Raw genomic sequence first — 24242 nt, 5'->3', positions numbered from 1 at the left:
AGCAGATGTCACAGAGATATCCAGGAGTAGATCAGGTGAGAACCATGAAAACAGTCACCCGTCACATCGGCAGGACGGCGCTGGCGGTCGGAACGGTCGCCCTGCTGGGTCTGGCACCCGTTGCCCAGGCCAATGAAGTGGTCGCGCTCAAGCACGCGCTTTATGGCGCCGGTTACGACATCACCAATGTCAGCCCGAGCATGGATGACAAGACCCGGGCGGAACTGACCCGCTTCCAGAAAGACAACGGCCTTGAGGCAACCGGTATTCTGAACGAGGAAACCGAGCGTGCTCTGGGGCTGATCACCGTGCAGCAGGCGGCCGCTGATGCAGGCCAGTCTGCGCCGGCGGCAACTGCGCAGGCGGCACCGGCAGAACCGGCTCCAGCTGAGACCGAGTCTTCTGCCGAAGACACCATTGAAGAAGACGAAGATGGTGGCTGGTCGCTCTGGTAAACGCCAGTCCCCGGATAAAAAAAGCCCGCAAGGCAAACACTTTGCGGGCTTTTTTGTGGTCCAGATTCAGTCCAGCTTGCTCAAATCCCGAACCGCACCTTTATCGGCACTGGTGGCCAGCAGTGCGTAGGCTTTGAGGGCGGCGGATACCTTCCGGTCCCTCGGTAACTCCGGTTTCCAGCCCCTGGCGTCGCGTGCTTCCCGTCGCTGTGCCAGTTCTTCCTTACTGACCTGAACATTGATAGATCGGTTTGGGATGTCGATCAGAATGGTATCGCCATCCTCAATCAGACCAATCGCGCCACCGGCAGCAGCTTCCGGCGAAGCATGGCCGATGGAGAGCCCTGAAGTTCCGCCGGAGAACCGGCCATCGGTCAGCAGTGCACAGTCCTTGCCCAGCCCCTTGGATTTCAGGTAGCTGGTCGGGTAGAGCATTTCCTGCATTCCTGGACCGCCTTTGGGCCCTTCGTACCGAATGATCACCACATCACCGGCCTTGACCTCGTCACCCAGAATGCCGGCCACGGCGGAATCCTGGCTTTCGAAGACCCGGGCCTTGCCCTCGAAGACGTAGATGCTTTCATCAACGCCCGCGGTTTTCACCACGCAGCCATCCTGGGCGATATTGCCATACAGTACTGCCAAGCCGCCTTCTGAAGAATAAGCGTGTTCCACGGAGCGGATGCAGCCGTCTTCACGGTCGCCATCGAGGCTTGGCCAGCGGGTGCTCTGGCTGAAGGCTGTCTGAGTCGGAATACCGGCGGGGCCGGCTTTGTAGAATTCGATCACTTCGGGTGTTGGCGAGCGCATGATGTCCCAGGTTTCCAGGGCTTCACGCATGGTTTTGCTGTGAGTCGTGGGCAGGTCGACGTTGATCAGGCCGCCGCGCTCCAGTTCACCCAGAATGCCCATGATGCCGCCGGCGCGGTGCACGTCTTCCATGTGGTACTTGGGGGAGTTGGGAGCAACCTTACACAGCTGCGGAACCTTGCGGGACAAGCGATCGATATCGGCCATGGAGAATTCAACACCGCCTTCCTGGGCCGCAGCCAACAGGTGCAGGATGGTGTTGGTGGAGCCGCCCATGGCAATGTCCATGGTCATGGCGTTCTCGAATGCTTCCACGGAGGCGATGCTGCGCGGCAGAACGCTGGCATCGTTCTGCTCGTAATAGCGTTTGGCATTCTCCACAATCTGGCGACCGGCTTTCAGGAACAGCTGTTCCCGGTCGGCATGGGTGGCCAGCATGGAGCCATTGCCGGGCAGGGCCAGGCCGATGGCTTCGGTCAGACAGTTCATGGAATTGGCGGTGAACATGCCGGAGCAGGAACCGCACGTGGGGCAGGCGCTGCGTTCGTATTCCTCGACCATCTCATCGGTCGCCGTTGGATCGGCGGCGATGACCATGGCATCCACCAGGTCGAGCTTGTGTTCAGAAAGCTTGGTTTTTCCGGCTTCCATCGGGCCGCCGGAAACAAAAATGGTGGGAATGTTCAGGCGCATGGCGGCCATTAGCATGCCCGGGGTAATCTTGTCGCAATTGGAGATGCACACCAGCGCATCGGCGCAGTGGGCGTTGACCATGTATTCCACCGAGTCGGCGATGATTTCCCGCGACGGCAGGGAGTAAAGCATGCCATCGTGCCCCATGGCGATACCATCATCTACAGCAATGGTGTTGAACTCTTTGGCAACACCGCCGGCCGCTTCGATCTCGCGGCAAACCAGCTGGCCCAGGTCTTTCAGGTGAACGTGCCCGGGCACAAACTGGGTAAAGGAGTTGGCAACGGCGATGATGGGTTTGCCGAAGTCCTCGTTCTTCATGCCGGTGGCACGCCAAAGGGCGCGGGCACCGGCCATATTGCGGCCGGCGGTAGAAGTGTGGGAACGATACTGGGGCATGGTAGGCGGTTCTCTCCCTAGGTTATCGGATAAAGTGAAAGACCAGAGGATAACAGATTCGACGCCGCTCGCATGGCTGTTTTCCCGAGTGGTGATTACAATACGTAACATGTGATGCCCGTTTATTATCCAGCAGTTCAGGGGAGTCTGCCTATGGGCGGCCAGGAAAGCCTGCCATTACGTCGTCTTAAAAGTTTTCAGCCTTTGGGCCGTCTGACTGACGATCAGCTTGTGTTGTTGGCCAGCCGGGCTGAGCGCAGAACCCACGGACCAGGGCAGAGGGTCATGGAACGGGGCGTTCGGGATGGTCTGGATTATTTTCTGATTTCCGGCGCCGTGGAGCTGCAATCGGTTGATGGTCGTAAGTCGACCATTGAGGCTGAGACCGACAAAGCTCTCAATCCAGTAGCCCGTCTGCAGCCCCGGATGTATGACGTTACTGCGGTCAAACCCTGCGAGTTTCTGGTGATCGAGCAGGAAGTGCTGAACCAGATGCTGAGGGCGGCGCCCATTTCCCAGGTGGAAATGGACTCGTCCGATCACGACGAAGATCAGAGCGAAGAGCACCATCTGTTGATGGAGTTCTACTCTGAGCTGCGGTCCAATCAGGTCCAGCTACCGAGTGTGCCGGATGTGGCCTGGAAAGTCCGGCGGGTGGTGGACCGGGAGGACTCGTCGGCCACCGAGGTCGCTTCTGCGGTGTCGGCAGACCCGGCCATGGCGGCCAAGCTGGTACGTTCCTGCAACAGTCCGCTCTATCGCGGTTTCAGCGATGTCCGCAATGTGCGTGAGGCCGTGGTTCGTCTGGGCATGCGAACCACCCGGCAATTAGTGACGGTGTTCGCCATGCGCGAGGTGTTCAAGACCCGTCGGGCGCCATTGCAGAAAGAAATGGAGCAGCTATGGCGCCATTCCCGGGAGGTGGCGGCGCTGTGCTGGGTGCTGGCGGACCACGCCACACGCATTGATCCTGAGGAAGCCTTACTGGCGGGGTTGCTGCATGATATCGGGGTGGTTCCTGTACTGGTGCAGGCCGAGCACCACGTCAATCTGTTCGCCGATGACAGAAACCTGCACCATGCCATCGACGAACTCCGCGCCGATGTCGGGTGCGCGGTACTTGAGAACTGGGCGTTCCCGAAAGCCTTCGTGGAGGCGGTGCGCCATGCGGAAGACTGGCATCATGAGTGCCGGGAAACTGCGCCCCAACTGGTTGACGTGGTGATTGTTGCCCAACTGCATTCGATGATTGGCTCCAGCCAGAATGAGGGGCTTCCAGCCTTTGATCAGGTGCCGGCATGGCGCCGGCTGGGGGAGCTGGAACTGAATGCTTCCAGAAGTCTGCAACTGCTGAGTGAGGCCCGGGAACGGGTGGATGAAGTGCAGAAGCTTCTTTCGATTCGATAGACCAAGCCGCAGCAGGAGCCTGGCCGGTAGTGACTGAAAAACTTATGAACGTACCGCTGTTTCCATTGAATTCAATCATCCTGCCCGGGGGGCGAATCCCCCTGCAGCTGTTTGAACCCCGTTATATCGACATGCTCACCCGTTGCCTGAAGGAGGATCGCGGTTTTGTCGTGGTTTTGTTGCGGGAAGGGGCCGAGACCGAAGCCCGGGCCTCGTTCTACGACATCGGCACCTACGTCCGGATCATTGACTTCCAGCAACTGGATAACGGTTTGCTGGGTATCACCGTTGAGGGCGATTACAAGGTTTCCGTCATCCGTAGCTGGCAGCAGGAGGATGGTCTCAATGTCGGCGATGTGGAGTGCCTGATTGCCGAGGCCGAGAGCGACGTGCCGGAACGCTACCATGAGTTGCCCTCGGTTTTGCGGGCACTGTTCCGACATCCGGTGGTCAAGGATCTGGAAATGGATGTGGATTATGACGATGCCCGCCATATTGGCTGGAGGCTGACCGAATTGCTGCCGCTGGATAAGCAGGAAAAACAGCGGCTGGCGGAATTACAGGATCCGCTGGAACGGCTTGACCGACTGCAACAGTTGCTGGAAGCGCTGGAACAGGGCGGCTGACGGTTATAGCTGAGGGGCGTAACTCACCACGGCAGTTTCCCAGTTACCCATCATGTACATGGCCACGAAAGCCAGCCAGCCGATTCCGGCGGCCCAGGTCAAGCTGTCCGGGCTCAGCGCCACCCTGTCATATCGGCTGTAACTGGCCCGTGTCGCACCGGTGATCGCGAGCCCCAGAAACAGGCCTCCAAGCACATCCGTGAACCAGTGCACGCCGAGATACAGTCGGCTCAGGGCTACCGGCAGCAAGGGTAGTGACAGAAACAGGTAATGTTGCCAGCGCTGGTGTTTGCGGTTTTCGCCCGCGACGAAGCTGGCTGCCAGGGTAACCAGCACGGTCATACCGGCCGTATGCCCACTGGGGTAAGCGCCGGAGCTTGGTGCCGAGAGCACCTGATCTGGCCGGCTGATGCCGATACCTGCTTTCAGCAGCCAAACGCTGATCCCGGTGATGGCTGCTGCAGTGGCAATATGAATGGCGGCTGCGTAGTAGCCCCGGAACGCCAGCAACAGAACGGCAAACACGGCGGCAGCGAACAGGACCGGGGGATCTCCCAGCAAGGTGAACGCTACCATCGGGAGATCCAGCAGGGGTTGGCGCAGAGCGCCGAACCATTGCAGCACTTGCTGGTTCATAAAGGCCAGCTCACCACTGACTCCGACCAACTGTGCCAGCCCAAGAAACAATGCGAGCGAGGTGGCCGTCATTAGCAGTGAGGGCAGAGGAAATTCCCCCTGCTGAGCCGGCCGCTCGCTGCTGTACAGACGCCAGAACCGGTGTGTTGCGTCGTATTGACTCATCCGGGATTCCAGCCATTGATAGAGCCAGCTCCCTTCACCAACGCCGAGCCGAATCCGCAAAACAATCAGATAGACAACCACCAGCGCCGCACCACTGATCGCAAGTACCAGATAGAAATGGGGTGGGGGTTTGATCTCGCTGCCCATAGCCGAGCCTACGAAAAATCCCGGCAGGATATACACCAGGGCCCAGCCCGTGGCTGATAGCAGATTAAAGGTGAGAAAGCGCTGCCAGGACATGGTCAGCGCACCGGCAATCAGTGGAATGACCGGGCGTATCGGCCCAACGAAACGGCCAATGACCACGCTTTTTCCTCCGTGGGCGCGAAAAAAGCTCTCTCCGCGGGCAATGAGCCCCGGGTATCGACTGAATGGCCAGACGGTATTCAGACGCCCCTTGAACAGGCGGCCGATGGCGAAGCTGATCGCATCCCCCGCCACGGCGCCAAGGCCGGCCCACAGTAGGGCGTCGGACAGGGGCAGGCCGCTCTTGCCGGCGAGCGCGGCAAATGCGAACAGTAAAGCCACTCCGGGCACGATGATGCCGGCCACGGCCAGCGATTCTATCAGCGCGGTCAGGAACAGGGCGGCAATCAGCCAGCCCGGATTGGCGGCGACCCAGGAAGTAACGTCGGTGAGCCAGGTCGCGGTCATGCCTTGACGGGCTCTCCCGGGCTGAACCAGGCAGAATCCGCACCCCGCTTCCGGGCTTCGAGCATGGCGGTGACTGCGCGGTCACGCAATGAATGGGTGCTGGTGTCGCCGTTGCCCCGGGTGGTGCAGCCGAGGCTGACCGAGATCTTGCCAACCTGGGCCCAGTCATGTTCGCTGAGCATTCTGCGAATGCGCTCTGCGATGACCCGGACCCCTTCCTCCGGCGTAAACGGCAGGATCAGGAAAAACTCCGAGCCGTTGATGCTGTAGAGCGAATCCCCGGCCCGGATGATTTCAAACAGGGTACCTGTGACGTCGCGCAGCAGCGTTTGCAGGCCGGCCTTGCCGTGCAGGTCGCGAATTTCGTCGGCATGGTCGATGTTCAGGCTGACGACCGACAATGGGTGGCCGGTGGCAATGGCACGACTGATTTCCTTCTGCAGTGTCTCATCCAGAAAACGCGCGTTATGGGCTCCGGTGGCGGGGTCGGTAATGGCAAGATCCTGGGCCGATTGCGCCATATGGTCGTAGTGCCAGATATACAGGGCCGTAACTGCCAGCAGTGCCATAAGGCCGGCTGTCGTCATCAGGGCAGTGTCTATGGATGTCGACAGCCAGGTGACAGCCAGCACCGGCACCAGCAGCATCGCTGAGAGCATTAATCCATGCCGCAGGGGCAAAATCAGCAGGTTCAGCGAAAGCAAAGGCATGGCCCAGTGGCTGATGCCCGGGGCATCCATCGTCAGTACCGCTGCAACCAGACCACTGTTAAGGCCGGCGAGAATGACCAGGTGGCCGGGCGCGGAGAGCTGCTGGCGACGGCATAGCCAGGTATAGACTAGGCCGGCAACCAGTAAGGCGGTCATGGCCAGGGCCAGATAGAACAGCTGGTAAAAGCCGTAACGCAGGTTCTGCAGTGCCAGTGCGGCGGTGAACAGCGCCGCCAGGCCGTAGCCAAAGGCGTGGGTCCAGGTTCGGAGTCGGGTCTCGGTCATTGCGCTGCCTCCCTGCCGGAAGGTTCAGTCAGTCCGCTGGCCTCCGGGGGTACCGGGTTGCTGTAGGTCTGGGTCCGGTTACCACCCTGCTGTTGGGCGCGCCGCAGGGCGTTGGCAACGCTCTGTTGCAGGCTGTCGGCATCGTCGCCGATATTGAGCCCGGCCACGCCGGTACTGACCGTAAGCTTAAGGCCGTGCGAATCCATCAGCGTGCACAGGCCTCGGCGAACCTGTTCTGCTGTGCGGGCAGCCTCGGCAGTATTGGCGCCGGGGAGAATCACCAGGAACTGAAGGTCGGCCACCCGGTAGTAGGTATCGAAATCCCGAAGCTGGGAGTGCAGGTAGCGGCCGATGCGTGGCAGTATCGCACGAATGTCTTCGTCCGGATCGACGTCGCTCAGGTGAGTATCCAGCCCGATCATCATCACCGACATGTTGGTGCCTTCCCGCTCGCTGCGTTGTATTTCCTTGTGCAGGTCAGCTGACAGGTATTCCCGGCTGGCTGCCTGGGTAAGCTCATCGGTACGGCGCAGGGGCGCAAGCTGCCGGGATTTGTACTCGCGCATGAACACCAGAATGGCCCCGAGGAGCGTGGTCAGTACCAGTGCCGTCATCATCTGGTGCCTGTCCGGGAGGGCTATCGCCCACTGGGTGCCGGCCAGCACCAGGAAAATGAAGATGACAGTAACAATGGCTGCCAGGTAGACCGGCGCCATGGCGAACAGTACCAGTGGCAGGGCATAGAGCCAGTGGCTGAGTGGCCAGGGACCCAGCCAGATGGCCGATGCCAGAGCCAGAACGAGGGCTGTCAGAAAGAATGCCCGTAATTGTGGCCAGGGTGCGTTTTGATGTGCTTTGCCCTGATGGGTGCCCGCCAGGCAAAGGCCAGCCGCAGCTGCAGCTGCCACTGCCGCCAGCAGTTCCCCCATGAACAGACAGAGCCCGGTGGTCAGGCCAAAGGCAATAAACCCGCTGCGGGAAAACTTGCCGGGAAGAAATTTTTCGGCGGTTTGGGGCATTGAGTCTGTCCTTTGCTGGCGCATCCATTTGAACCTGTGCAGCGCTATAATAGTCGTTTGGGGTGCGGACTTGAAACGGGAAAGGTAAAGTAACCCTCCCGTTTTGGAATCAGCTTGCAGAATTAAGGGTAAATCAATGGATGTAGCATCCTACATGACGGAGCTCGGCCAGCAGGCCAGGGCCGCTTCCCGGGAAGTCGCCCGGTCCTCCACTGCCGTGCGGAATCAGGCACTTCTGGCCACCGCCGCCGCCCTGGACGCCGCCAGATCCGAGCTTGCCACGGCTAACAGCAAGGATCTGGAGCGTGGCCGGGAAAATGGACTCGATAGTGCCATGCTGGATCGCCTGGAACTTACCTCTCAGCGCATCGATGCCATGATTGAGGGTTTGCGACAGGTGGCTGCGCTGCCGGACCCTGTGGGTGTGATTACTGATATGACGTATCGCCCGTCGGGTATTCAGGTAGGCAAGATGCGGGTTCCGCTGGGGGTGATCGGGATCATTTACGAGTCCCGGCCCAATGTCACGGTCGAGGCTGCCAGCCTGTGCCTGAAATCCGGCAACGCGACCATTCTGCGCGGCGGCTCCGAGGCGATCCACTCCAACCAGGCCATTGCCCGTTGTCTCAAACAGGGCCTGAGCGAGGCGGGGTTGCCGGAAACTGCAGTCCAGGTGGTCAGCACCACCGACAGGGCCGCTGTGGGTGAGCTGATCACCATGCCTCAGTTCGTGGATGTAATTGTTCCCCGCGGCGGTAAGGGCCTGATTGAGCGCATCAGTCGGGACGCCCGTGTGCCGGTAATCAAACATCTGGATGGTGTGTGTCATGTTTACATCGACAGCCATGCCGACCCGGAGAAGGCGCTGAAGGTAGCGGTTAATGCCAAAACCCAGCGTTACGGGACCTGCAATACCATGGAAACCCTGCTGGTTGATGACGAGGTGGCGGAGGACTTGTTGCCGCTGCTGGCGGAACAGTTCCGAAGCAAAACCGTGGAGTTGCGGGGGTGCCAGCGCACCTGTGCCATTCTAGGAGATCTTGTCGAAGCCACCGAGGAGGACTGGCACGCGGAATACCTTGCCCCAATCCTGGCGGTGAAGGTGGTTGACGGACTGGATGGTGCCATTGAGCATATCAATCGCTACAGTTCCCAGCACACCGACAGCATTATCACCGAAAACTACACCCGAGCCCGTCGGTTCCTGACTGAGGTGGATTCCAGCTCTGTCATGGTCAATGCCTCAACCCGATTTGCCGATGGCTTCGAGTATGGCCTGGGCGCTGAGATTGGTATTTCCACCGATAAAATCCATGCCCGTGGGCCGGTCGGTCTGGAAGGGCTTACCTCACAGAAGTACGTGGTGTTCGGTGACGGCCATATCCGGACCTGACACCATGCATGTGATCTACGGCGGCACCTTTGACCCGATTCACCACGGTCACCTCCGGCTGGCACTGGAAGTGTCCGAGGCGCTGGAGGTGAGCCGGGTACATCTGGTGCCCAGCCATATCCCTCCGCATCGGGGTAGCACCGGAGCCAGTTCAGCGCAGCGTCTGGAGATGATCCGGCAGGCCATCGCCGGCGAACCCGCGCTGGCGCTGGACGAGCAGGAGGTGCACCGGGGCGGAGCCTCATACACCGCCGATACATTGCGCCAGCTTCGGGCCGAGCTGGGGCCGGATTGTCCTCTGGTGATGGTGGTTGGTACCGACGCTTTCTCATCGTTTGACCGCTGGCGCGAGTGGCAGGAGATCCCCGGGCTTGCCCATATCGTGGTGGTGCGCCGCCCCGGCTCGGAACTGCCGGTGGGCAGCGAGGCAGCGCAGCTGGTAGCAGAGCGCTGTGTGGGTTCAGCTTCGGAGCTGCATTCGCGGCCGGCGGGCCTGGTACTGGAGCTGGCGCCGCCGTTGCTGGACATTTCCGCCACTGGTATTCGACGGCGTATCGCGGCGGGTCGGTCGCCACGCTACCTCACACCGGATGATGTCTGCCAGAGTATCCGCGCCTGGGGGCTCTACGGTGCCCGGCCCGTTGAGGGCCAATAGGAGTTATTCACAGGCGTCTTTGATGCTACAATCGCGTCTGAATATCATTGATCGGGTGGCCATACCGGCCAGTACCCGTACTACAGGGTAATTATGCAGGCTGAACAACTGAAAGATCTGGTCGTTAACGCACTGGAAAATATCAAGGCTCAGGACATCAGTGTGATTGATGTTCGCGACCGCACCAGCGTGACCGATTTTATGGTTCTGGCATCCGGTACCTCCAACCGACATGTAAAATCCCTCGCGGATTCGGTGGTGATCGAGGCCAAAGAGCAGGGTGTACGTGCATCCAACGTTGAAGGTGAAGGCGGCAGTGACTGGATCCTGGTTGATCTGGGTGACGTGGTTGTTCACGTGATGATGCCTGCTACCCGGGAGTTCTACGATCTGGAGCGCTTCTGGCGTGATGCTCCGGATCTCGGTGCTGCGGGCAGCGAGTAGTCATGCGCCTGCGTCTGATCTGTGTGGGGCAGAAAATGCCCGACTGGGTCACTGCGGGGTACAACGACTACGCTCGCCGGATGCCGCCCGAGTTGCCCCTTGAACTGACAGAAATCCCCATGGCCCACCGGGGCAAAAATCCCGACATCTCCCGACTGATGCAGCGGGAAAGCGACGCTATCCTGTCTGCAGCAGGCACCCGTGACCGCGTGGTGGCTCTGGAGGTGGGTGGGCGCCCCTGGTCAACGGAAAAACTCGCCTCACAGCTGGAAAACTGGCAACAGGACGGCCGGGATGTCGCTTTTCTGGTCGGCGGCCCCGACGGCTTGGCGGATGCCTGTCGACAGCGAGCGGACCAGCAATGGTCACTGTCGCCTCTTACCTTGCCCCACCCTCTGGTGAGAATCCTCTTGGCCGAGCAACTCTACCGGGCCTGGAGCATCACCCGTAACCACCCTTACCACCGGGCCTAGGAACAGACATGGTCTGGGGCGAACTGAAAAATACCGCAGCGGAGCGCCGGCTGTTCCAGCGCCGGGCCATGGTGATGCTGGTGTTCGTCCTGGTGCTGATGACCGGGTTGCTGGCGCGGATGTACCAGTTGCAGATCGTTGAGCACGAGATCTACACCACACTGTCTGACAAAAACCGGGTTCAGGTACAGTCGGTACCGCCACCCCGAGGCCTGGTGTACGACCGGAATAACGTTCTGCTGGCGGAGAATCGCCCGGTATTCAGCCTGACGGTGGTGCCGGAGCGCGTTGGCGATATGGACGCAACCCTGGCGCGCCTGAGCGACATTCTGAGTATTGCCGATGAAGATCTGGAACGATTTCAGCGCCGACTGCGGGAGCCGCGGCGTCCGTTCCAGGCGATCCCCCTGAGTTACGATCTCGACGAAGCCGAAATTGCCCGCATGGCAGTGCACCGACATCAGTTTCCGGGGGTGGAAGTTGAGGCCGAACTGGTTCGCTACTATCCCCATAGCGAGCTGACCGCCCATGCCCTGGGGTTTGTCGGCCGTATCAATCGCGACGAACTCCAGCGTATCGATCCGGTCAATTACGCGGGGACCAACTACATCGGCAAATCCGGGATTGAACGTTTCTACGAGGAGGCGCTTCACGGTCAGGTGGGCTACCAGCATGTAGAAACCAACGCCCGCGGCCGGATCTTGCGGGTGCTTGAGCGAGTAAATCCTGTTCCGGGCGAAGATCTCCAGCTCCATCTTGATTTGCGGCTCCAGCGCAGGGCCCACGAGCTCATGGACGGGAGGCGAGGTGCAATCATTGCCATTGAGCCGAAGACCGGTGGCATTCTGGCGCTTGCCAGCGTGCCCGGTTTCGATGCCAATAAGTTTGTGACCGGTATCAGCGTCAATGATTATCGCGAGCTGAGTCAGAGTATCGACAAACCGTTGTTCAACAGGGCGCTCCGGGGCCAGTACCCCCCCGCCTCGACCATCAAGCCCATGATGGCTGTTGCAGCGCTGGACAGCGGCGCAACGGATAAAGACCGTAGAATCTGGGACCCGGGATACTTCCAGCTCCGTGAGGGCGGGAGGCGTTTTCGGAACTGGAATCGCTCTGGTGATGGCTGGGTGGATCTGAAGTACTCGATGGCGAGATCCAATGATGTTTACTTTTACGCAGTGGGCGTTGATATGGGGGTGGATGTCATGTCTTCCTATCTGGCCCGGTTCGGCTTTGGTGAGGATGCCACCCTGGATGTGTCCGGTGCTTTGACCGGGTTGTTGCCGACCGCAGACTGGAAAAGGGCCGTGAGAAATGAACCCTGGTATCCCGGAGACTCCGTCAATATGAGCATTGGGCAGGGTTTTTTGCTGGCAACGCCCATGCAACTGGCAACGGCTACAGCATTGATTGCCAATCGCGGAGCCTGGGTTGAGCCCAGGTTGCTTAAAGATGTTCACGGCGACAGTCCAGTGGAGGAGTTCCTGCCGGAGCAGACGCATGAACAGCTTGAACTGAAGGATCCTGACGATTGGGAATATGTCGTCGATACCATGGAAGAAGTGATGCATGGTGCCCGTGGGACGGGGCGAAGCGCTGGTCGAGGCGCAAGCTACCGAATGGCTGGAAAAACGGGCACGGCCCAGGTATTCAGTCTTGGTCAGGATGAGGAGTACGACGAAGAGCAGATAAGGGAACGGCTTCGGGACCACGCGATGTTTGTCGGGTTTGCGCCAGCGGATGACCCCAAGATCGCAGTGGCGGTTATCGTTGAAAATGGTGGCAGTGGCAGCGGCGCCGCGGCTCCGGTTGCCCGGGCCTTGTTTGATGCCTGGCTGGAGGAGTTTCCGGCGGAGCAGGCAGAACCTGTGATCAGCGATTCCAGCGCGGCCGGGGGAGACAACTGATGGCCGGCAGCAAATTGTGGAGCAGTCAGACTAGCAGCGATCTGGGGCGCAACCGCAGTATCTGGTCAGCGTTGCATCTGGACCCGATTCTCCTGGGGCTTCTGTTGTTACTCGTCGGTGGCGGCCTTTTTGTGCTTTACAGTGGTGCTGACCGGAATATTGATGTGGTCAAGGCACAGGGCATTCGCCTGGGCGTTGCCTTTGTGGTGATGTTCGTATTCGCTCAGTTGGATCCGGCGGTCTTTCGCCGATGGGCACCCTGGCTCTACGGCTTGGGGCTGATCGGGCTGGTCGCCGTGTTGCTGGTGGGTGTCGGTGCCAAAGGGGCGCAACGCTGGCTGGCGTTGCCTGGCCTGCCCCGGTTTCAGCCTTCCGAGTTCATGAAGCTGGTGGTGCCGATGATGGCAGCCTGGTATCTGTCTCGTTATTACCTGCCACCGACCTTCCCCAGGGTGATGACGGGGCTGGTGATCGTTCTGCTGCCGATGTTCCTGATCATCCAGCAACCGGATCTCGGTACCTCCTTGCTGGTCGGCATGGCCGGCATTTTCGTGGTGTTTTTTGCCGGTATCAGCTGGAAGTTGATTGCCGCTTTCCTCGCCATGGTCTCGGTTTCTGCCCCGCTGATGTGGTTCTTCGTCATGCGGGAATATCAGAAGCAGCGGGTATTGACACTGTTGGACCCTCAGAGTGATCCGCTCGGAGCCGGCTGGAACATTATCCAGTCGAAAACCGCGATCGGTTCCGGCGGTATGGAGGGCAAGGGCTGGTTGCAGGGTACCCAGTCACACCTGGAGTTTTTGCCGGAAAGCCACACCGACTTTATTGTCGCGGTGCTGGCAGAGGAGTTCGGTTTTATCGGTATGTTGCTGCTGTTGACGGTGTACTTCCTGATTATCCTGCGTTGTCTCTATATCTCGGTTACCGCGCAGGACTCCTTCAGCCGGTTGGTGGCCGGAGCGCTGACGATGACGTTCTTTATCTATATCTTCGTCAACATCGGAATGGTGAGCGGCCTGTTGCCAGTGGTCGGTGTGCCTTTGCCGTTGATCAGCTATGGCGGCACCTCAAGTGTCACTTTGATGGCGGCGTTCGGCGTGCTGATGTCGATTCACACCCATCGCCGGATGATCACCGCCTGAACCAGTAATGATGGCTGCCCGGTAATGGTGTATACACAAGGGAACCCGTTACAATGTTGCTGGTCAGTAATGGCGGTATCAATACACAGGTTTTGGGGTAGTGAACAGACATGGTCAAGGTCTCTGACAAACGGATTCCCGCACTGGCTTTAGCTGCCTTGCTGGCCGGCTGTGCCAGCAGTCCTGAAGTTGACCACTCGTCACGCTACACCATTAAGCAGGATCGGGCACCTTCGGGCAGCTTTGACGCCAGCGGCCTGGCCGATGCCACACCCCGTTATGAGCAGCCACGGTCGGCTGGCAACAAGTCGCCCTATACGGTCTGGGGCAAGCGCTATCATGTGATGGACAGTAACGACGGCTACGTGCAGCGCGGCACCGCGAGCTGGTATGGCGAGAAATTTCACGGCCACAAGACCTCCAACGGTGAGGTGTTCGACATGTATGCCATGTCGGCGGCACACAAATCCCTTCGGATTCCGGGTTACGCGCGAGTGACCAATCTCGACAACGGCCGCTCGGTGATTGTCCGTGTGAACGATCGTGGCCCCTTCCACGGGGATCGGCTGATCGATCTGTCCTATGCCGCGGCCAAGAAGCTCGGCTATCAATCCCGTGGTACCGCCAGGGTTGAAGTGGCCGCTATTACGGTGCGTCCGGACGGCGCCATGTTTCTGGCTGGCAAGCCGTTTGATGCCGCTGGCCAGGCTCCAGTGGTTGCCTCACAGGCTTCCGGAACAACAGAGCTGGCCGCCGGTGAGGGGCTGTTTGTCCAGCTCGGCGCATTCAGTCAGCGGGATCCGGCTGAGGCCATGCGTGAGCGTCTGCTGGGAGTGCTGGATAATCCTGTGAGAGTCCGGGAGATCACCACTGATAATGGCCGGTTCCATCGGGTTCAGGTGGGGCCATTCAAGAGCGAGGGCGACGCGCGCTACGCTCAGAACCTTCTGGAATCCAGAGGGTTCCGGCAGTCCATTGTACTGACCGATTCGCACTGAACCGACTGAGTTCAGAACCAACATAAGACAAGCATCTGACGACGAATGAAACTATCCATGGCTTTCAAGACTGTAACTCGAACCCTGTTTCTGGTTTTCTCCCTGTTGCTGATGAGCGGGCAGGCCTCGGCGCAGGCGGTACTGATCCCGTCGCCGCCGCAGATTGCCGGTAGCTCCTGGGTATTGATGGATCCGCTCAGTGGTCGTGTGATCATGGAGCACAACAGTAATGAGCGTTTGCCACCAGCGAGCCTGACCAAAATGATGACGGCCTATATTGTCGAGCGCGAGCTGGATGAAGGCCGTATCTCCATGTCGGATATGGTACCTATCAGTGTCAAGGCCTGGCGCACAGAGGGGTCCCGAACCTTCGTGCAGGAAGGCACCTCGGTTTCCGTTGAGGATCTGCTCAAGGGTGTGATTATCCAGTCTGGCAACGATGCGTCTGTGGCGTTGGCCGAGTTTGTGGCCGGCAGTGAAGGGGCTTTCGTGGACATCATGAACCAGCAGGCGCAACTGCTGGGCATGAAAGATACCCACTTCGAAAACGCCACCGGCCTTCCCTCCGCAGACCATTTCTCAACCGCCTACGATCTTGCGGTCCTGGCACGGCATATTATCCAGGACTATCCGGAAAACTACCCGCTGTATGCGCAGAAGCACTTCACCTACAACAATATTCGTCAGCCCAACCGAAACAGCCTGCTATGGCGGGATGACAGCGTTGATGGTTTGAAAACCGGGCACACGGAAGAGGCCGGTTATTGTCTGGTGGCATCGGCCAAGCGGGGTGAGACCCGGCTGATTGCTACGGTTATGGGAACCAGCAGCTCTGAGGCCCGGGCCCAGGAAGTGCAGAAAATGCTCAACTACGGCTTCCGCTACTTTGAAACCGAGCGGCTGTTCCGTGCCGGTCAGGAGCTGATGGCGTCCAGAGTGTGGGGCGGTCAGGCGGATGAGGTGTCGGTAGGCATGCCGGAGGATATCTATGTCACCATTCCCCGTGGCTCCCGCGAGCAACTGGAATCTGTCGTCGACCTTGATTCCGTGATAAAAGCGCCCATTAAGGTGGGAGATGAGCTGGGCCGTGTTCGTGTGGTTCTGGATGGTGAAACCCTGGTGGATGAGCCGGTGCTGGCACTTACCGAAGTGCCTGAAGGCGGTTTGTTCAAGCGCATCTGGGATGCCATCAAGCTGTTTTTTGTTCAACTGTTTAACTGAGGTTGAGGCGCTGTTTGCCTTAGCCGGGAGTAATGTGCGGCATGACTGAGCCGAAAGCACCAAAAATCGAGTTTCCCTGTGACTATGTCATCAAGGTGATTGGCAATGCCGCGCCCGATTTCACCGAATTTGTGGTGGAGGTCGTTGAGCAGCATGCCCCGGGACTGTCTGAAGCGGACATCTCGGTGAACGACAGCAGCAAAGGCCGGTTTTCTTCGGTTCAGCTGAAAATTGTGGCGACCGGTGAAGATCAGCTCAAAGCACTCTTTGAAGAGCTTAAGGCCAGTGGCCGCGTTCACATGGTGCTGTAACGGTGGCTGACCTCATCGTACGGTCACTGGGGCAACAGCCCTACATGGAAACCTGGGAAGCGATGAAATCGTTCACCGCCAACCGGGACGAGGCCACCGTGGATGAGCTCTGGTGCCTGGAGCATCCCAGGGTGTTTACCCAGGGGCAGGCGGGCAAAGCCGAGCATATCCTTCTGCCAGGAGACATTCCGGTAATTCAGGTGGATCGTGGTGGTCAGGTGACCTACCACGGCCCCGGGCAGTTGGTGATCTACCTGCTGATTGATCTGACCCGGCGTAAACTCGGGGTGCGTAACCTGGTCAGTGCCATTGAGCAGGCGATTGTCCGTACCCTGGCCCAAGGCGGCATCGAAGCAGCACCGCGGTCAGATGCGCCGGGTGTCTATGTGAATGGCGCCAAGATTGCGTCCTTGGGTTTGAGGGTCCGCCGGGGCTGCTCCTTCCATGGCTTGGCTTTGAATGTGAACATGGACATGGAACCCTTCTCCCGAATCAACCCTTGTGGCTACGCGGGTATGTCCATGTGCCAAGTCAGTGATTTTGAGGCCGGAGCCTCGGTCTATGACCTGGAACGCCGGCTGGTGAGCGAGCTGGTCGACGGCCTGGGCCATTGTCAGGTGGAGCAACGTCAGGGCTGGTGAAGCGCCTCAGTAGCCTGACACACGCGATTTCTCCCCAGCGTCTTGGCCTGATACAGCGCCTCATCGGCCCGTTGTAGCAGGCGATCAATCGACTCTGAGCCCTGTATACATGCCGCGCCGATACTGATGGTGGCGGTCACTCGCTTGCCCGCGCAGTCGATGGCCTGGCTCGCCACGGCAGAGCGAATCCGCTCCGCCGTGGCAGCGGCTTCGGTCAGGGCGGTTTCGGGTAGTAGTACCAGAAATTCTTCTCCGCCCCAGCGGGCAATGGTGTCCACTTTGCGGCTCTGGCCGGTCACGGTGCGGGCGACCAACACGATCATGTCGTCGCCCGCCTGGTGACCGTAGCTGTCGTTTACATTCTTGAACAGGTCGATATCCATCAGCAGAACCGAGAAGCTGCGTCCGTTACGCAGGTAGCGCTGATACTCTGTTTCCAGTTGTTCCAAACCTTCGCGGCGATTGGCCAGGCTGGTGAGTGCGTCGTGCTTGGCGGCGTACTCGAATTCTGCGGCCAGCCGGATCAAGCCTAGCTTGCTCCGCCGCCGGCTCTGGTCGAGGATGTAACAAGTGGCCATTTCGAAAGCCAGCACGATGATCATGGAAAGCCGGAAGCTGGTACTGTAGGGCGAGTCAAAAACCATATCCCCCAACGGGCTGAACAGGAATAATACGGCCAGCCATCCGCCCACACAGGCCAGTATGCCTACTCTGGCTTCACTGATGTAGAAGATTATGGGGGGATAGGCGAACAGCCAGATGATGGCCGAGCCGTCTTCAACCGCCTGGATGGCCAGGTAGGTAAACAGAGCGATAATCAGGGTAATGAATGTCCGGCGCTGGAGGGTTTTGTGGCCCAGGCTCAGAAAAACGATCGCATTAATGGCCAGAAGGGCTGCGAAGGCCAGCAGTAGCCGTGAAGTCAACGGGTCGCCGTGGCCGGATGAGCGCCAGGCAAAAAACACAAGCAGCGGCACTGCCGCACAGGTGAGGCCGTTGATCAGGGCCGGTACCGGTATCTCGCCTTTAACGCGAAACTGCGACAGCTCGGCGTCTGGCGTTCTTGAAGCGGGCTGATTCATGTGTGGGTGGTGTTGTTGTAGTTGATAAATATCACAGAAACCCTGTCAATCAATACTAGACCGCTTTGTGATCTGTGACTGTGTCAAAACGTAACCGATGTCACGAACTCTTTTAAATTGGTCGAAGTTTATACACATTGGCTGCAGGGGCAGCGCCGGCGCGACGACTGGGTTAGGTAGTCGCGCGCCCAGATCCGTATAATGGTCAGATGTATTGCAGGCATTCACATTTCCTGACAGAAACAGGTCTTTCATGTCTTCCAGCCGACCCGGAAAATCCGTCTCCCGTATCAAGACCGGCAGTTTTGAGCGCAGGTTGTCGCTGACCAGAGCCGGACTGTTCGCAGGCACGCGCATGGCGTCCCATATGGCGACTAACTGGTTCAGCAACAAGGAAACCCGGGAGCAGCGGCATCGGGCAATGCTCTCCAGTCAGGCCCGGTTTCTGGTGGACGAGCTTGGCCGGCTCAAGGGCAGTGTGGTCAAGATCGGCCAGGTCATGGCGCTGTACGGCGAGCATTTTCTCCCCGAAGAAGTCACTGAGGCGCTGCACACTCTGGAAGACCAGACCACCTCTCTGGAGTGGCCGGCCATTGAGCGGGTTCTCAAAGCCGAACTGGGGGAGAGCCGGCTTTCTGAACTCGATATTGACCCGGAGCCTATAGGAGCCGCCTCACTTGGCCAGGTACATCGTGCGGTGCGCCGTAGCGACGGGTTGGAGCTTGTGCTTAAAGTGCAATACCCCGGTGTTGCCGATGCCGTCGACAGTGATCTGAACGCTGTGGCTCATCTGCTGAAAGTGGCGCGGCTGGTCAGCTTCGGCCCTGAATTCAACGACTGGCTGGAAGAAGTCCGGGAAATGATGCATCGGGAGGTCGATTACCGGCTGGAGGCCCGTACCACCGAAAAGTTCCGCCAGATGCTTAGCCATGATCCACGCTTTGTGGTGCCAAGAGTGCTGGCAGAATTTTCAACGGATCATGTTATTGCCTCGACCTATGAGCACGGCCATTCGGTCAGTTCAGTGGCGGTTCGTGAATTGCCACTGGAGCGACGCAGTGCCCTGGGCCAGGCAGCCCTGGAATTATTTTTCCGGGAACTATTCGAATGGGGAGAGATCCAGACCGACCCGAATTTCGGCAACTACCGGATCCGTATTGCGGGCGAACAGGGTGGTGATTCGGAAACTGACCGGATTGTCCTGCTGGATTTTGGCGCCGTGCAGAGTTACTCGTCTGACTTTCTGAAGCCGGTCATCCAGATGATCAGGGCTTCCTATGAGGAAGATCTGGAGCAAGTTGTTGAGGGCGGAATCAAGCTCAGATTCATGAGCCGGGACTGGCCGGCGGAGGTGCTGGACAAGTTTGGCAAGGTCTGTATGTCAGTACTGGAACCCCTGGCGAAGGATCGCAGTCAGTGGCCGGATTATGCCGTCAACAGCCATGGCCAGTACCGCTGGAAACAGAGCGATTTGCCCTCGAGAGTGGCCAAGCAGGCCGCCAGGTCTGCCATCAGCCGCTATTTTCGTGTACCCCCCAAGGAATTCGTGTTCCTCAATCGAAAACTAATCGGGGTTTACACCTTCATTGCGGTGTTGCACTCCGAGTTCAACGGCGAGGACTTGTTGAGAAAATACCTCTATGGGAGCGGTGCTGCCTAGCCAGACGCGGTCAGCACCACCCAGATGACGAAGGCATAGCGCAGTCCCTTACCAATCCCCACCAGAACAATAAAATTCAGCCAGGGGACTCGCATAATGCCGCCCACCAGAGTCAGTGCATCGCCGCCAATGGGCAACCAGCCCAGCAGGAGCGACCACTGACCATATCGATTGAACCGGTTTCGTGCCTTGTGTAGTTGAAGTTCACTGACGGGAAACCAGCGTTTGTGCTTAAAGCGATCCACTTGCCGGCCGATAAGCCCATTAACCACTGACCCCAGAGTATTTCCCATGGTTGCCCAGAACCACAACCAGAACAGGGGATAATTCTGGCTGACCAGGGTGCCGAGCAGTATTTCCGAATACGCGGGCAGCAGCGTTGCCGCGGCAAAAGATGTCAGGAACAGGGTCAGGTAGGCCAAAAACGCCTCCATGCTCTAGGATGTTGGTTAAGCCTCACAGAAAAAGGTTTCGATGTACATGAAACAACTCTCTCTGCGCGTAAAACTCTACGCCCTGGTGATTGCACTGCTGCTAACCATGGGTGTGAGTATTGTTATCACCGCCCAGCTCTCCCTCGGTTCCATGGAGGAACGGCTGACCCGGGAAACCCGGGGCACGGTGCAACGTATTGTAATGGATCAGCTTAGTGCGACCGCAGGGAAATACGGTGAGCTGGTGACCGGGGTATTCGAAACCGCCTACCAGACGCCTGAAGTGGTTCGCAGCCTGATTACCCGAAATATCGAAGCGGACAGCTCCGGAAGGATCAGTCGGCGCGACCTTCAGGAAAACATTGGGGCTGTGCTCGAGGAGCAGAAGCATCTGAGTTCGATTTACGCCCAGTTTGAGCCGGATGGTTACGACGGCCAGGACATTTACTTTACCGGCGGGGTGGAAGAACACAGCAGTGATGAGGGTACCCTTGAGATCTACTACTATCGGGACCCGGCTGGCAATGTGGTGTTCAGCAGAACCGAAGACCCTGCCACCAAATACCTGGACAACCGCAATGAGTTCGGGATCCGTGAAGCCGAATGGTACCTGTGTTCCCGCGATTCTCTAAAGCCCTGCCTGATGGAGCCCTATGAGTATGAGATTGAAGAGGGCTACTCCGAGCTGATGACCAGCCTGGTGGTGCCGGTGATCAGTGACGGCGAGTTTGCCGGGGTGGTCGGTTCCGACATCAACCTGTCGACGCTGCAGTCGACCATTGCCGGTGTCAGCGAGGAACTCTTTGACGGCCAGTCACGGGTCACATTATTGAGCGAGAAAGGCCTGATTGCTGCTTCCAGTCATTATCAGGAGCATCTGGGCCGGCCACTGCGGGAAGCACTGCCGGATCTGGCTGGCGAGTTTACGGCGTTGCACCGCAACGGTGGCAGCTTCGACAACGGTGAGATTCTCGCCGTGTCGTATCCCGTCAAGGTCGCGTTACCGGGCGCTGAATGGTCGCTGTTGATTGAATTGCCGCGCGATATCGCCCTGGCCAGTGTGAATGAAATAACGGCGTTGCTGTCAGACGAAGTAACCAGCACGGCCACCCGCCAAACCGTGGTGGGCATTGTGGTGGTCGTGCTTGCGATTGCCGTATTGGTGTTGCTGGTGCGTTCGGTTACCCGGCCGCTGGACGAAATCCGGAAGCGCATGCGCAATCTGGCCAGTGCCGAGGGCGATCTTACCCGTGAACTGGATATTGACACTCATGCCGAGCTGATTGACCTTGCTGGCGGCTTTAATGCCTTCCTGGCCCGCCTGAGGGAAATGATCAACGACCTCAAAGATGTGAATGCCCAGGTGCGGGGGCAGGCTTCGGATGTGGGCGCCATTGCACGGGATACCGATGAACAGACAGCCCGCCAGCATCAGGATATCGACAGTGTGGTGACCGCCATGAATGAAATGTCGGCGGCGGCGGGGGAAGTGGCCGGCTTTGCTGGCGAGGCAGCGGATAATGCCCGGGCTGCGCGGGATGGCATTAAATTTACCCAGGATACTCTGGGTACGGCGTTGCGGGGCGTGGATGCACTGGCCGGCGATATGGATCAGGCCAGCTCGGCTATTGGTCACGTGGCCCAGCGCAGTGAGGAAATCAACCGGATTCTGGAAGTAATCCGTGGCATTGCCGAGCAGACCAATCTGCTGGCACTGAATGCCGCTATCGAGGCTGCACGGGCCGGAGAGCAGGGGCGTGGCTTTGCGGTGGTAGCCGATGAAGTGCGCACGCTGGCGTCCCGAACCCGCGAATCCACGGACGAGATCAGTGGCATGATTGAGCGCCTGAAAGGCGACGTGGACGGTGCGGTAACGGTCATTGGAACCGGGGTGGAGCGAGCCACCAGCGCGGTAGAGGGTACCCGGGAAGCCAGTCACTCGCTGGCCACAGTGGTTGAGCGTATCGCCACGATTGTTGAGCATGTCACCCAGGTGGCCACCGCCGCTGAGGAGCAGAGTTCGGTGAGCGAGGAAATTAACCGGAACCTGACCCACATCGGCGACGCAGCCAACGATCTGCGGGAGTTGGCGCAGCGGGTCCGCCAGAGTGGCGATGCGCTCGATGGCCAGGTTCAGGTGCTGGATCGCGAACTGGGCCGCCTGAAAACCTGAGGCTGGCCCTTCCACGGGCGATATCGGTATCGTCAGCTACTATCACGATCATGGCGAGGATCAATTTTCAATTGGTGCTCGCCATGCCATTATTGCGACATTATAAATGCGCTGAGTGCCAGCCACTCGCAACCCTTTGAGTCAGGAGGTATGTATGGAGCAGGTCACGATTTATGGCCGTTCAAGTTGTGGTTTTTGCGTTCGGGCAAGGGACCTGTGTGAATCCAGAAACATCCCCTACGTGTGGGTGGACATGATCGAAAAAGGCATGAGCAAACAGGACATTGCCGACCGTATCGGCCATCCGGTCTACACGGTGCCCCAGATTCTGGTGGGTTCCGAGTATGTGGGTGGTTTCGACGATTTCTCAGCGTATGTGCGCCGCCATGAGGCGCAAACGGCCAGTTAGGTCGCAGCCGTTTGTAGCGTAAAAAAAGCCCGGCAATTTTGGCCGGGCTTTTTTGTAGGGCTGCAGGGCAGGATCAGAGTTCGAACTCGGTCCTCAGTTTCTTCTCCACCAGCTGGTTCTTCAGCTTGGCAACCCTGGGCAGACCGTCGTCAAACGGCGGGAAGCTTTCGCCGGCGATCAGCGGCTGCAGGTAATCCCGGCAATCCTGAGTGATGCCAAAGCCGTTGTCTGTGATGTAATGGATCGGCATTTTCTTTTCCTGGTTGGCGACCTCGCTGAGGTTGGCCTCGCCGATTGACCAGCGATAAGGCTTGGCCTGATCCCGCACGATGGTGGGCATCAGAGCCTGTTTGCCTGCCAGGGCCATTTCCACCGCAGCCTTGCCAACCGCGTAAGCCTGCTCCACATCAGTGGCCGAGGCAATGTGCCTGGCTGCACGCTGCAGATAGTCTGCCACTGCCCAGTGGTATTTGTGGCCCAGGGCCTGTTTCACCATATTGGCCAGGGCCGGGGCAACACCACCAAGCTGGGTGTGGCCGAAGGCATCCTTGGCGCCGGCATCGGCAACGAAGCGGCCGTCTTCGTATTGGGCGCCTTCAGACGCCACCACCACGCAGTAACCGTAATCCCTCACGCACTGATCCACTCGCTCCAGGAATTTCTCCCGGTTGAAGGGAATTTCCGGGAACAGGATGACGTGAGGCGGCTCGCCTTCGCTCTGTCCGGCCAGTCCGCCAGCGGCAGCAATCCAGCCGGCGTGGCGACCCATCACTTCCAGAATGAAGACCTTGGTGGAGGTTTCACACATGGATTTGATATCCAGGCTGGCTTCGAGGGTGGATGTGGCAATGTACTTGGCCACGGAACCAAAGCCGGGACAGCAGTCGGTGAAGGGAAGGTCGTTGTCGACCGTTTTGGGCACGCCAATGCAGGTGATCGGGTAACCCATACGATCGGCCAGTTGGGAGACCTTGTAGGCGGTATCCTGGGAATCGCCGCCGCCGTTGTAGAAGAAGTAACCGATGTCGTGGGCCCGGAACACTTCAATCAGGCGCTCGTATTCGCGCTGGTTCTCGGAAATGTTCTTGAGCTTGTAGCGGCAGGAACCAAAAGCCCCGCCTGGCGTGTGGATGAGGGCCTGGATGGCGTCGTCAGATTCCAGACTGGTATCAATCAGCTCTTCTTTCAAAGCACCGATGATGCCGTTGCGGCCGGCATAGACCTTGCCGATCTGGTCCGGATGTTTGCGTGCGGTCTGGATAACACCGCAAGCACTGGCATTGATAACGGCGGTGACCCCGCCAGACTGGGCATAAAATGCGTTCTTGATAGCCATCTCGGGCTGAAGCCTCCTGCTGGTTCAACGATGGCGCAGATGATACGCCAAACACCGCGGTTTTTCATGAGCATATGCCGGCTCTTGACCGCGCAGAAAGTATG

The 24242-nt window shown here is 58.8% G+C and carries 23 protein-coding genes; 16 read left to right on the top strand and 7 right to left on the bottom strand.

Annotated features, from left to right (window positions below; translation table 11 throughout):
• Nucleotides 1–44: 44 nt before the first annotated feature.
• Nucleotides 45–455: a peptidoglycan-binding domain-containing protein gene (locus ACAM27_RS16230; RefSeq protein ID WP_022991974.1), complete on the top strand. Its 411-nt coding sequence runs from the start codon at nt 45–47 to the stop codon at nt 453–455.
• A 66-nt stretch (nt 456–521) separates the two neighbouring features.
• Here ACAM27_RS16230 and ilvD read toward each other — a convergent pair whose 3' ends face one another.
• Nucleotides 522–2357, bottom strand: coding sequence for a dihydroxy-acid dehydratase (gene ilvD / locus ACAM27_RS16225; protein ID WP_014420655.1), 1836 nt, complete (start codon nt 2355–2357; stop codon nt 522–524).
• 153 nt (nt 2358–2510) lie between these two features.
• Here ilvD and ACAM27_RS16220 point away from each other — a divergent pair, with 153 nt between their 5' ends.
• Nucleotides 2511–3764 (top strand): HDOD domain-containing protein, encoded by a 1254-nt coding sequence (locus tag ACAM27_RS16220; protein WP_014420656.1) that lies wholly within the window; start codon nt 2511–2513, stop codon nt 3762–3764.
• Nucleotides 3765–3808: 44 nt separating this feature from the next.
• Nucleotides 3809–4390 carry an LON peptidase substrate-binding domain-containing protein gene (locus ACAM27_RS16215; RefSeq protein ID WP_011785880.1) on the top strand — a complete coding sequence of 194 codons (582 nt, stop codon included), beginning with the start codon at nt 3809–3811 and terminating at the stop codon, nt 4388–4390.
• Between the two features lie 3 nt (nt 4391–4393).
• Here the strand turns inward: ACAM27_RS16215 and ACAM27_RS16210 are convergent, their stop codons facing one another.
• Genes ACAM27_RS16210 through ACAM27_RS16200 form a run of 3 tightly spaced genes read right to left on the bottom strand, consistent with a single transcriptional unit; the run spans nt 4394 to nt 7859 of the window.
• On the bottom strand, nt 4394–5845 hold the full coding sequence (locus ACAM27_RS16210; RefSeq protein ID WP_113879825.1) for a bifunctional DedA family/phosphatase PAP2 family protein: 1452 nt from the start codon (nt 5843–5845) through the stop codon (nt 4394–4396).
• A complete protein-coding gene (locus tag ACAM27_RS16205) occupies nt 5842–6840 on the bottom strand; it encodes a GGDEF domain-containing protein (protein ID WP_224851130.1) in 999 nt (332 codons plus the stop codon). The genes ACAM27_RS16210 and ACAM27_RS16205 overlap by 4 nt, the downstream gene beginning before the upstream one ends.
• Nucleotides 6837–7859, bottom strand: coding sequence for a GGDEF domain-containing protein (locus tag ACAM27_RS16200; RefSeq protein WP_369612308.1), 1023 nt, complete (start codon nt 7857–7859; stop codon nt 6837–6839). Before ACAM27_RS16200 ends, ACAM27_RS16205 begins: the two co-directional genes overlap by 4 nt.
• A 136-nt stretch (nt 7860–7995) precedes the next feature.
• Here ACAM27_RS16200 and ACAM27_RS16195 point away from each other — a divergent pair, with 136 nt between their 5' ends.
• The 10 genes from ACAM27_RS16195 (at nt 7996) to lipB (ending at nt 17044) form a co-directional block, all read left to right on the top strand.
• The gene (locus ACAM27_RS16195) at nt 7996–9252 is read left to right on the top strand and encodes a glutamate-5-semialdehyde dehydrogenase (protein WP_369612307.1); all 1257 of its coding nucleotides are present in this window, start codon (nt 7996–7998) and stop codon (nt 9250–9252) included.
• Between the two features lie 4 nt (nt 9253–9256).
• On the top strand, nt 9257–9907 hold the full coding sequence (gene nadD / locus ACAM27_RS16190) for a nicotinate-nucleotide adenylyltransferase (protein WP_011785875.1): 651 nt from the start codon (nt 9257–9259) through the stop codon (nt 9905–9907).
• A gap of 93 nt (nt 9908–10000) precedes the next feature.
• Nucleotides 10001–10351 carry a ribosome silencing factor gene (rsfS, locus tag ACAM27_RS16185; RefSeq protein ID WP_011785874.1) on the top strand — a complete coding sequence of 117 codons (351 nt, stop codon included), beginning with the start codon at nt 10001–10003 and terminating at the stop codon, nt 10349–10351.
• Between the two features lie 2 nt (nt 10352–10353).
• Complete coding sequence (gene rlmH, locus ACAM27_RS16180; protein ID WP_023008896.1) at nt 10354–10824, top strand: 23S rRNA (pseudouridine(1915)-N(3))-methyltransferase RlmH; 471 nt, start codon at nt 10354–10356, stop codon at nt 10822–10824.
• 8 nt (nt 10825–10832) lie between these two features.
• Complete coding sequence (gene mrdA, locus ACAM27_RS16175; protein WP_183580761.1) at nt 10833–12731, top strand: penicillin-binding protein 2; 1899 nt, start codon at nt 10833–10835, stop codon at nt 12729–12731.
• Nucleotides 12731–13873 carry a rod shape-determining protein RodA gene (rodA, locus tag ACAM27_RS16170; protein ID WP_113879827.1) on the top strand — a complete coding sequence of 381 codons (1143 nt, stop codon included), beginning with the start codon at nt 12731–12733 and terminating at the stop codon, nt 13871–13873. The genes mrdA and rodA overlap by 1 nt, the downstream gene beginning before the upstream one ends.
• 110 nt (nt 13874–13983) lie before the next feature.
• Nucleotides 13984–14871 carry a septal ring lytic transglycosylase RlpA family protein gene (locus ACAM27_RS16165; RefSeq protein WP_369612306.1) on the top strand — a complete coding sequence of 296 codons (888 nt, stop codon included), beginning with the start codon at nt 13984–13986 and terminating at the stop codon, nt 14869–14871.
• Between the two features lie 57 nt (nt 14872–14928).
• Nucleotides 14929–16092, top strand: a complete 1164-nt coding sequence (locus ACAM27_RS16160; protein WP_374730291.1) for a D-alanyl-D-alanine carboxypeptidase family protein — start codon at nt 14929–14931, stop codon at nt 16090–16092.
• 32 nt (nt 16093–16124) lie between these two features.
• Complete coding sequence (locus tag ACAM27_RS16155) at nt 16125–16403, top strand: YbeD family protein (RefSeq protein ID WP_370228928.1); 279 nt, start codon at nt 16125–16127, stop codon at nt 16401–16403.
• Nucleotides 16404–16405: 2 nt separating this feature from the next.
• Nucleotides 16406–17044, top strand: coding sequence for a lipoyl(octanoyl) transferase LipB (gene lipB, locus ACAM27_RS16150; RefSeq protein WP_369612305.1), 639 nt, complete (start codon nt 16406–16408; stop codon nt 17042–17044).
• Here the strand turns inward: lipB and ACAM27_RS16145 are convergent.
• The gene (locus tag ACAM27_RS16145; protein WP_369612304.1) at nt 17032–18126 is read right to left on the bottom strand and encodes a GGDEF domain-containing protein; all 1095 of its coding nucleotides are present in this window, start codon (nt 18124–18126) and stop codon (nt 17032–17034) included. The genes lipB and ACAM27_RS16145 overlap by 13 nt on opposite strands.
• A 253-nt stretch (nt 18127–18379) precedes the next feature.
• Here ACAM27_RS16145 and ACAM27_RS16140 point away from each other — a divergent pair, with 253 nt between their 5' ends.
• Entirely contained in the window at nt 18380–19786 is a 1407-nt protein-coding gene (locus tag ACAM27_RS16140; protein WP_113879832.1) for an AarF/ABC1/UbiB kinase family protein, read from the top strand.
• On the opposite strand, the gene ACAM27_RS16135 is transcribed toward ACAM27_RS16140, so the two are convergent.
• Nucleotides 19783–20208, bottom strand: coding sequence for a YqaA family protein (locus ACAM27_RS16135; RefSeq protein WP_014420673.1), 426 nt, complete (start codon nt 20206–20208; stop codon nt 19783–19785). The genes ACAM27_RS16140 and ACAM27_RS16135 overlap by 4 nt on opposite strands.
• A 58-nt stretch (nt 20209–20266) precedes the next feature.
• Between ACAM27_RS16135 and ACAM27_RS16130 the strand changes: the two genes are divergently transcribed.
• Together ACAM27_RS16130 and ACAM27_RS16125 are read left to right on the top strand one after the other, a co-directional pair.
• Entirely contained in the window at nt 20267–22393 is a 2127-nt protein-coding gene (locus ACAM27_RS16130; RefSeq protein WP_369612303.1) for a methyl-accepting chemotaxis protein, read from the top strand.
• 154 nt (nt 22394–22547) lie between these two features.
• Entirely contained in the window at nt 22548–22802 is a 255-nt protein-coding gene (locus ACAM27_RS16125) for a GrxA family glutaredoxin (RefSeq protein ID WP_011785863.1), read from the top strand.
• A 73-nt stretch (nt 22803–22875) separates the two neighbouring features.
• On the opposite strand, the gene ACAM27_RS16120 is transcribed toward ACAM27_RS16125, so the two are convergent.
• Nucleotides 22876–24138 (bottom strand): 6-phosphofructokinase, encoded by a 1263-nt coding sequence (locus tag ACAM27_RS16120; protein ID WP_011785862.1) that lies wholly within the window; start codon nt 24136–24138, stop codon nt 22876–22878.
• Between the last annotated feature and the right edge of the window lie 104 nt (nt 24139–24242).

It is taken from the genome of Marinobacter sp. RI1 (assembly GCF_041155085.1).
Classification (GTDB): Bacteria; Pseudomonadota; Gammaproteobacteria; order Pseudomonadales; family Oleiphilaceae; genus Marinobacter; species Marinobacter nauticus.
This window is presented reverse-complemented; position numbering and strand designations above follow the sequence as displayed.